Origin of the sequence: Micrococcus sp. KRD026, from assembly GCF_017168445.1 — a bacterium.
Taxonomy (GTDB): Bacteria; Actinomycetota; Actinomycetes; order Actinomycetales; family Micrococcaceae; genus Micrococcus; species Micrococcus luteus.
The window spans coordinates 222424-230222 of the sequence record NZ_JABFBA010000009.1 but is presented as its reverse complement, the minus strand read 5'-3'; the positions used below and the strand labels follow the sequence as shown (position 1 = coordinate 230222).

The following is a 7799-nucleotide window of genomic DNA, read 5'->3' as shown; positions in this document are numbered from 1 at the left end:
GCAGACGGCATACGGGATGTAGCTCCGTCTCGTGGGCTCGGAGATTTGTATAAGAGACAGGTCCTGCCCCGGCCCGCCCCCCGGCGAGCCGCTCGCGGGGAGCAGGGCGTGTTCGACTCCGAGCAGGCCGCCGCGGACGCGCGGGACGCGGGCCGGGACGCCTCGGACGACTTCGACCCGTGGGTGGACGAGGACGACGCGCCCGAGGACGCGGACGCCGAGCCGCAGCCGCCCGCCGGAGTGCGCCGGCCCACGGCCGCGGACCGTGCCCTCGAGCAGGTCCGCGAGCACGCCCGCGCCCAGCGCGAGGCCGCCGCCCCGGCCGCCGCAGCCCCGGAGGAGGACGCGGGGGAGGACACCCCGTTCGCCCTGGACGACGCCCCACGTCAGGGCTCCGGGGCCGCCGCACCGTCGTCGTCCTCCGCCGTGCCCGCCAGCACCCCCGCGCCGGTGCCGCCGGTGACCGCCGAGCCGGCCCGCGGCACCCAGTCCGAGCTGGGCGGGGACGTGTCCTACACGCTGCCGCAGTCGGCCCTGCTCCCGGCCGGGCCCCAGCCGAAGGAGCGCTCCGAGGCCAACGACCGGGTCGTCGCCGCGCTGACCACCACGTTCACCGAGTTCAAGGTGGACGCCCAGGTCACCGGGTTCTCCCGCGGGCCGACGGTGACGCGCTACGAGGTCGAGGTCGCCCCCGGCACCAAGGTGGAGAAGGTGACGGCGCTGGAGAAGAACATCGCGTACGCGGTGGCCTCCTCGGACGTGCGGATCCTCAGCCCCATCCCGGGCAAGCGCGCGATCGGCATCGAGATCCCCAACACGGACAAGGAGGTCGTGGCCCTCGGCGACGTCCTGCGCTCGCAGGCCGCCCAGCGCACCGACCACCCGATGGTGATGGGCGTCGGCAAGGACGTGGAGGGCGGCTACGTGGTGGCCAACCTCGCGAAGATGCCCCACATGCTCGTGGCGGGCGCCACCGGCGCCGGCAAGTCCTCGTTCGTGAATTCGATGATCACCTCGATCCTCATGCGCTCCACCCCGGACGAGGTGCGCATGGTGATGGTGGACCCCAAGCGCGTCGAGCTCACCGCGTACGAGGGCGTGCCCCACCTGGTCACCCCGATCATCACGAGCCCGAAGAAGGCGGCCGAGGCGCTGCAGTGGGTCGTCAAGGAGATGGACACCCGCTACGACGACCTCGCGGCGTTCGGCTACAAGCACGTGGACGACTTCAACAAGGCCGTCCGGGCCGGCCAGGTGAAGCTGCCGCCGGACTCCAAGCGCGTGCTGCGCCCGTACCCGTACCTGCTGGTCATCGTGGATGAGCTCGCGGACCTGATGATGGTCGCCCCGCGCGACGTCGAGGACGCGATCGTGCGCATCACCCAGCTGGCCCGTGCGGCCGGCATCCACCTCGTGCTCGCCACGCAGCGGCCGTCCGTGGACGTGGTCACGGGCCTGATCAAGGCCAACGTGCCCTCGCGCATGGCGTTCGCGACGTCGTCGGTCACGGACTCCCGCGTGGTCCTGGACCAGCCCGGCGCGGAGAAGCTGCTCGGCCAGGGCGACGCCCTGTTCCTGCCGATGGGCAAGTCCAAGCCCATGCGCGTGCAGGGGGCGTGGGTCAACGAGTCCGAGATCCACGCCGTCGTGGAGCACGTGAAGTCGCAGATGCAGGTCCAGTACCGCGCGGACGTGATCCCCGAGAAGACCGAGAAGGTCATCGACGAGGACATCGGCGACGACCTGGACCTGCTCCTGCAGGCCGTCGAACTCGTGGTCACCACGCAGTTCGGCTCCACGTCCATGCTGCAGCGCAAGCTGCGGGTGGGCTTCGCGAAGGCCGGCCGCCTCATGGACCTCATGGAGTCCCGCGGCGTCGTGGGCCCCTCCGAGGGCTCCAAGGCCCGCGACGTGCTGGTCAAGCCCGACGACCTCGCGGACGTGCTCGCCACCATCTCCGGAGACACCCCGCCCTCGGCCACCTCCGGCGACGGCGACGCCTCGGCCGGAACCGGCGACGGCGACGCCTCGGCGTCGGCCGCTCCGCGCGACCTGGTGCAGGAGGACCTGGACTCGCGCCCGGCCGCCGTGGACTGGAACGACGAGGACGATGATGAGGGATCGGAGGACGCGTGGCAGCTGACGGGCAGATGAGCGCGGCGGGCGGGGCGCAGCGCGTGTCCGCCTGGAACCTGCCGAACATCCTGACCTCGGTGCGCATCCTGATGGTGCCCTTCTTCGCCTGGGCGCTGTGGGTCGGCGGGCCGTGGGGCGGTGACTCGCTCGTCGCCCGGTGGCTCGCGCTGGCGCTGTTCGCGGCGGCCATGTACACCGACAAGCTCGACGGGGACATCGCCCGCGCCCGCGGGTTGATCACCGACTTCGGCAAGATCGCGGACCCCATCGCGGACAAGCTGCTCACGGGCACGGCCCTCGTGCTGTTCTCCCTGCTGGGGGAGCTGTGGTGGTGGGTGACCATCGTGATCCTGGTGCGCGAATGGGGCATCACCCTGATGCGCTTCGTGGTGATCCGCTACGGCGTGATGCCGGCCGGCCGCGGCGGCAAGCTCAAGACCGTGCTGCAGACCGTGGGCATCGGCCTGCTGCTCCTGCCCTTGGCCCCGGTCGTGGGCGGCTGGTGGCCGTGGGCCGGCTGGGTGGTCATCGGGGCCGCCACCGTGCTGACGGTGCTGACCGGCCTGGAGTACGTCAAGGACGCGTGGGTCCTGCGGCGGGACGCCCTCGCCGCCCAGCGGGGGGCCTGAGGCGATGACCATGGCAGGCGCCCAGGACGTGGTGCACGCGCTCGCGCACGCGGGCCGCACGGTGGCGACGGGGGAGTCCCTCACCGCCGGCCTGCTGGCCGCGCGCCTGGCCGACGTCCCCGGGGCGTCGGCCGTGCTGCACGGTGGCGTGGTGGCCTACCAGAACGCCGTGAAGACCGGCCTGCTGGGTGTGCCCGAGGACCTGCTCACGCGGGTCGGGGCGGTGGACGCGGACGTGGCCCGACGGATGGCCCTCGGCGCCCGGGCGGCCCTGGGCGCCGACGTCGGCGTGGCCACCACGGGCGTCGCCGGGCCCGAGCCCCACCAGGGCCGGCCGGTGGGCACCGTGTGGCTCGGCCTGGCCGTGCCCGACGCGGACGCGAACGCGTTGGACGTGCTCGGCGGCGAGCGCGACGGCGCGGCCACCGCGATCCTCCTCCGGCTCGACGGCGACCGGGCCGCGATCCGGGAGGCCACCGTCGCCGCGGCGCTGCAGGCCCTGACGCACCTGCTCGCCGGCCCCGGCCACTGAGGCTGCATGGGGGCGCCGACCGACCCGCCTCGGCGCCCCGTCCCTGGTGCCGGCCCGCCCCGCCGCGTAGGTTCGGCGCGATGGAGACCGCATCGCCTCCCACCCCGCCCGAGCATGCACCGCAGGACGGCGACGACGCCCCGGGCCCCCGCGTCATCGGCCTCGTGGCCGACCCGGGCACCCCGTGGGCTCTCGTGCGCCGCATCGCCGGGGACGTCGAGGACCGGCTCGACGAACGCCTGCCGCAGCCCGGCGGCTGGCGGGTCGAGACGCGGCAGGAGTCGCTGCCGGTCGGTGCGACCGGGGGCATGGTCCTGGAGGAGCCGGTCCGCTCCCTCGCAGACGGGCAGGGATGGGACACGGTGGTCGCCGTCGTCGACCTGCCCCGGTTCGACGACCGGCGCGGCGTGGTGGCGGACGTCGTGCCGCAGCTGCGGGTCGGCGTCGTGTGCGTCCCGGCGCTGGGGGTCATCACCCCGGCCCGCCGGCTGCGGGAGACGGTGCTGCGGATCGTCGAGCACATCGACACCGCCCCCCACGTGGACCCGCCGGACGGGGAGCTGGACGTGCAGTCCTCCGACGAGTCCGGCGAGGTGGAGGAGGACGACGGCCCGTCCCCGACGGACGAGCCCCCCGAGCCCGACACGGCCGCACTGCGGGGCATCGCCCCCCTGGTCGACGTCGACGCGGACGTGACCACGACCACCCGGATGGGCGGCGGGTCCCGGCGCACGTCCACGGTGTACGTGAAGGGCTGGACGGGCACGCTGCGTCTGCTGGCCGGGATGGTGATGGCCAACCGGCCGCTGCTCATGCCGCGGGACATGACGTTCACGATCGCCTCGGCCAGCGCGGCCGGTGCCTACGGCGTGTTCTTCGGCTCCATCTGGGTGCTCTCCAGCGTGATGTCCCCGGTGCGGCTCGCGGCGGTCAGCGTGCTGTCCGTGGTGCTGCTGGTGGCGTGGCTGGTCACCACGAACGGCCTGTGGACGCACGGTGCGACCCACCGGCACAGCTCGCGGCTGGACAACCTCTCCACCGTGCTCACCGTCGGTCTGGCCTGCACCGTCGTCTACGTGCTGCTCTTCGTCACGCTGCTGCTGGTCGCGCTCATGATCATCCCCGTGGAGTATCTGGAGGAGGAGCTCGACCAGCCCGGCGGCGTGCGCGACTACGTGCGGCTCGTGTGGCTCGCGGCGTCGATGGGCACGATGGCCGGGGCCGTCGGCTCGAGCCTGGACGACTCCGACCGCATCCGGAACGCCACGTACTCCCTGCGGGAACGACATCGGCGCTCGGAGCGGCACGAGGGCGACGGGGCCGCCGAGGGCCCGACGGCGGAGGAGACCATGTCTCGGGAATGAACGCGACCCCGCCCGACGTTGAATGTAACGAGTCAAGAAGAGTGCCCCGGCGGGATCAGGCCCGCGGCCCGGCGCCCTTCAGGAAAAGTCCAGGAGCAGGCGATAGACATGATGCGACATCCCGTCCATTCCCACGGAATCACGCGCTGGGTCGATGACCAGCCCCGTCCCCGCGCGGCCGCCCCCGACATCAAGGAGCGCAGCATGCCCCTCCTCCGCCACGAGATCGGCGACGTCCTGCGCGACGTCCGGCAGCTCCAGGGCCGCACCCTGCGCGAGGTCTCGCACGACGCCCGTGTCTCGCTCGGCTACCTGTCGGAGGTGGAGCGCGGCCAGAAGGAGGCCTCCTCCGAGCTGCTGGCCTCGATCTGCCAGGCGCTGGACATCCCGCTGTCCTACCTGCTGCGGGAGGTCTCGGACCGGCTCGTGGAGCAGGAGGGCATGGTCGTCCCGGACACCCTGCCGGACGACCTCACGGACCCCAGCCTGGGCTCGCTGGCCGGCCGCTGACCCCGCCACACCCACGGCGCGGGCGCCCCGTCTCGGGGCGCCCGCGCCGTCTGCGTCCCCGTCCCTGACCCCGCGACCGACCACAGAGAGGACCGCCCGTGCGCGAGAGCGAGTTCCGCCGGCTGATGGACGAGGAGTTCGGCCCCGCCCGGGCCGGCCTCGTGGCCGACTCCCTGCACCTGCCCGGCCTGGACACCACCGCGACGGCGGCGCTCGCCGCCGGCGTGGACCCGCGGCGGGTCTGGCTGGCGGTCTGCGACCTGCATGAGATCCCCCAGGAGCGGCGTCTCGGTCGGGACGTGCCGCCGAAACGCTGACGCCGCGACGCGCTGGCGGGGCACTGCCCCTGTTCGAACACGTGTTCGAAGAATGCGGTAGAGTCCTGCACAGCAGTGCGACGGGGTGATCTCGTGCACAGGCGGGGCCGGCCACGCTTATCGTGTCCGCCGCCCCCCGTAGATTCACGGACATGACCGAGGCGGGCGCTCCAGCGTCCGCGGCAGCACCACCAGAGCTAGGGGTGAAGGATGAGCAAGGTGACGGATCGCGAGAAGGCCCTCGAGGCCGCTCTCGCCCAGATCGACAAGCAGTTCGGCAAGGGTTCCGTCATGCGGCTGGGGGACCAGACCCAGGCACCCGTCGAGGTCATCCCCACGGGCTCGGTGGCCATGGACGTGGCCCTGGGCATCGGCGGCCTGCCGCGCGGCCGCGTGGTGGAGATCTACGGCCCGGAGTCCTCGGGCAAGACCACCCTGGCCCTGCACGCGGTGGCCAACGCGCAGCGCAACGGCGGCATCGCGGCCTTCATCGACGCGGAGCACGCCCTGGACCCGGTCTACGCCCGCCAGCTCGGGGTGGACACGGACGCCCTGCTGGTCAGCCAGCCGGACACCGGCGAGCAGGCCCTGGAGATCATGGACATGCTCGTCTCCTCGGGCACCCTGGACATCGTCGTCATCGACTCCGTGGCCGCGCTGACCCCGCGCGCCGAGATCGAGGGCGAGATGGGCGACTCCCACGTCGGCCTGCAGGCCCGCCTCATGTCCCAGGCGCTGCGCAAGGTGACCGGCCGCCTGCACCAGACCAAGACCACGGCCATCTTCATCAACCAGCTGCGCGAGAAGATCGGCGTGTTCTTCGGCTCCCCGGAGACCACCACGGGCGGCAAGGCGCTCAAGTTCTATGCGTCCGTGCGCATCGACGTCCGCCGCATCGAGACCCTCAAGGAGGCCGGCAACCCCGTCGGCAACCGCACCCGCGTGAAGATCGTCAAGAACAAGATGGCCCCGCCCTTCAAGCAGGCCGAGTTCGACATCCTCTACGGGGTCGGCATCTCCCGCGAGGGCGGCCTGATCGACATGGGTGTCGAGGAGGGCATCGTCAAGAAGTCCGGCGCGTGGTTCACCTATGACGGGGACCAGCTCGGGCAGGGCAAGGAGAACGCCCGTCGCTTCCTCCGGGACAACCCGGACCTCGCCAACGAGATCGAGGAGCGCATCCTCACGAAGCTCGGCATCGGCGTGGCCCCGGAGGCCGAGGACGACGAGGCCCCGGCCCTGACCGCGGTTCCGGGGGACACCGCGGCCGGATGACCCGATCGCGCAGGAACGTCGGAGGCGGGGCCGCCCACCGGTCGGAGACGACCGGCCGGAGCGGCTCCGCCTCCGGTGCGTCCGCGTTCGACGACGCCCGGGACTCGGACGTGGGCCGGATGTGGCTCGACCTGGCCGGCGCACCGGAGCCGACGTCGTCCGACGCGGACGCCGCGCGGGACGCCGTGCCCGCGCGCGACGCCGGAACCCCCGCGGGGGACGTCCCGGACCCCGCCCCCGGCGCGGCACCGGATCTCGGGGCCCTGCTGACTCGCGCGAGCGACCTGCCCAGTCCCGCGCCCGGCGCCGGGCCCCGTGCGCTGCCCTGGTCCGGGCGCGAGGACACCCGGGCGGACATCGAGCGCCGGGGCCGGAAGCGGGCCACCACGCCCCCGCGGCGTGGCCGTCCTCGCGACGAGGGACGCCCGGCCGTGGATCCCCGCCCCGCCGTCGAGACCCCCCGACGTCGCCCCGGCCCGGCGCCCCTGCCCACCGCACCGCGTGAGCGCGAGGAGGCCGCACGCGAGGTCGTCCTGCGCCAGCTCGCCCTGGGCCCCCGCTCCCGCGGCCAGCTCGAACGCAAGCTCGCCGAGCGCCAGGCCGAGCCCGAGCTGATCGAGCGCGTCCTCGACCGCTTCGAGGAGGTGCGCCTCGTGGACGACGCCGCCTTCGCCGAGGTCTGGGTCCGCAGCCGTCACCGAAGCAAGGGCCTGGCGCGCCGTGCCCTCGGGCACGAGCTCCAGCAGAAGGGCGTGGACCGGGAGATCGCCGCCGAGGCGCTCGAGGCCATCGACGGCGAGGACGAACGGGCCGCCGCCCTCGACCTCGTGCGCCGACGGCTGCGGGGCCGCACCGTCCCCGGCGGTGCCTCGCCGGAGGCCCGGGCCGAGCGGGACAAGGTGACCCGCCGCCTCGTCGGCATGCTGGGACGCAAGGGCTACGGCGGCGGCCTCGCGTTCGCCGTCGTGAAGGAGGTCCTCGCCGAGCACGAGGAGTGAGCGGACCCGGGCCGCGCCCGGAGTTCCTAGAATGGTGC

The 7799-nt window shown here is 73.4% G+C and carries 8 protein-coding genes; all 8 read left to right on the top strand.

What is annotated here, in order from left to right; translation table 11 throughout:
• The coding region (locus tag J1M40_RS04155) for a DNA translocase FtsK (protein WP_241252045.1) at nucleotides 1-2154 on the top strand (2154 nt) is incomplete at its 5' end.
• A complete protein-coding gene (locus J1M40_RS04150; RefSeq protein ID WP_044658592.1) occupies nucleotides 2151-2765 on the top strand; it encodes a CDP-alcohol phosphatidyltransferase family protein in 615 nt (204 codons plus the stop codon). The genes J1M40_RS04155 and J1M40_RS04150, both read left to right, overlap by 4 nt.
• A gap of 10 nt (nucleotides 2766-2775) precedes the next feature.
• Nucleotides 2776-3297, top strand: coding sequence for a CinA family protein (locus tag J1M40_RS04145; protein WP_169577768.1), 522 nt, complete (start codon nucleotides 2776-2778; stop codon nucleotides 3295-3297).
• 80 nt (nucleotides 3298-3377) lie between these two features.
• Nucleotides 3378-4661 (top strand): hypothetical protein, encoded by a 1284-nt coding sequence (locus J1M40_RS04140; RefSeq protein ID WP_102708367.1) that lies wholly within the window; start codon nucleotides 3378-3380, stop codon nucleotides 4659-4661.
• A 108-nt stretch (nucleotides 4662-4769) separates the two neighbouring features.
• Nucleotides 4770-5171, top strand: a complete 402-nt coding sequence (locus J1M40_RS04135) for a helix-turn-helix domain-containing protein (RefSeq protein ID WP_036315027.1) — start codon at nucleotides 4770-4772, stop codon at nucleotides 5169-5171.
• A 98-nt stretch (nucleotides 5172-5269) separates the two neighbouring features.
• The gene (locus tag J1M40_RS04130) at nucleotides 5270-5488 is read left to right on the top strand and encodes a DUF3046 domain-containing protein (protein ID WP_002856506.1); all 219 of its coding nucleotides are present in this window, start codon (nucleotides 5270-5272) and stop codon (nucleotides 5486-5488) included.
• Nucleotides 5489-5698: 210 nt separating this feature from the next.
• Nucleotides 5699-6763 carry a recombinase RecA gene (gene recA / locus J1M40_RS04125; protein ID WP_070708704.1) on the top strand — a complete coding sequence of 355 codons (1065 nt, stop codon included), beginning with the start codon at nucleotides 5699-5701 and terminating at the stop codon, nucleotides 6761-6763.
• Nucleotides 6760-7761, top strand: a complete 1002-nt coding sequence (locus tag J1M40_RS04120) for a regulatory protein RecX (RefSeq protein WP_206450487.1) — start codon at nucleotides 6760-6762, stop codon at nucleotides 7759-7761. Before recA ends, J1M40_RS04120 begins: the two co-directional genes overlap by 4 nt.
• Nucleotides 7762-7799 lie beyond the last annotated feature (38 nt).

Bases quoted from the DNA above. Each gene is read 5' to 3' on its own strand.
- J1M40_RS04150 (WP_044658592.1), top strand. From the start codon at position 2,151: ATGAGCGCGGCGGGCGGGGCGCAGCGCGTGTCCGCCTGGAACCTGCCG.
- J1M40_RS04145 (WP_169577768.1), top strand. From the start codon at position 2,776: ATGGCAGGCGCCCAGGACGTGGTGCACGCGCTCGCGCACGCGGGCCGC.
- J1M40_RS04140 (WP_102708367.1), top strand. From the start codon at position 3,378: ATGGAGACCGCATCGCCTCCCACCCCGCCCGAGCATGCACCGCAGGAC.
- J1M40_RS04135 (WP_036315027.1), top strand. From the start codon at position 4,770: ATGATGCGACATCCCGTCCATTCCCACGGAATCACGCGCTGGGTCGAT.
- recA (WP_070708704.1), top strand. From the start codon at position 5,699: ATGAGCAAGGTGACGGATCGCGAGAAGGCCCTCGAGGCCGCTCTCGCC.
- J1M40_RS04120 (WP_206450487.1), top strand. From the start codon at position 6,760: ATGACCCGATCGCGCAGGAACGTCGGAGGCGGGGCCGCCCACCGGTCG.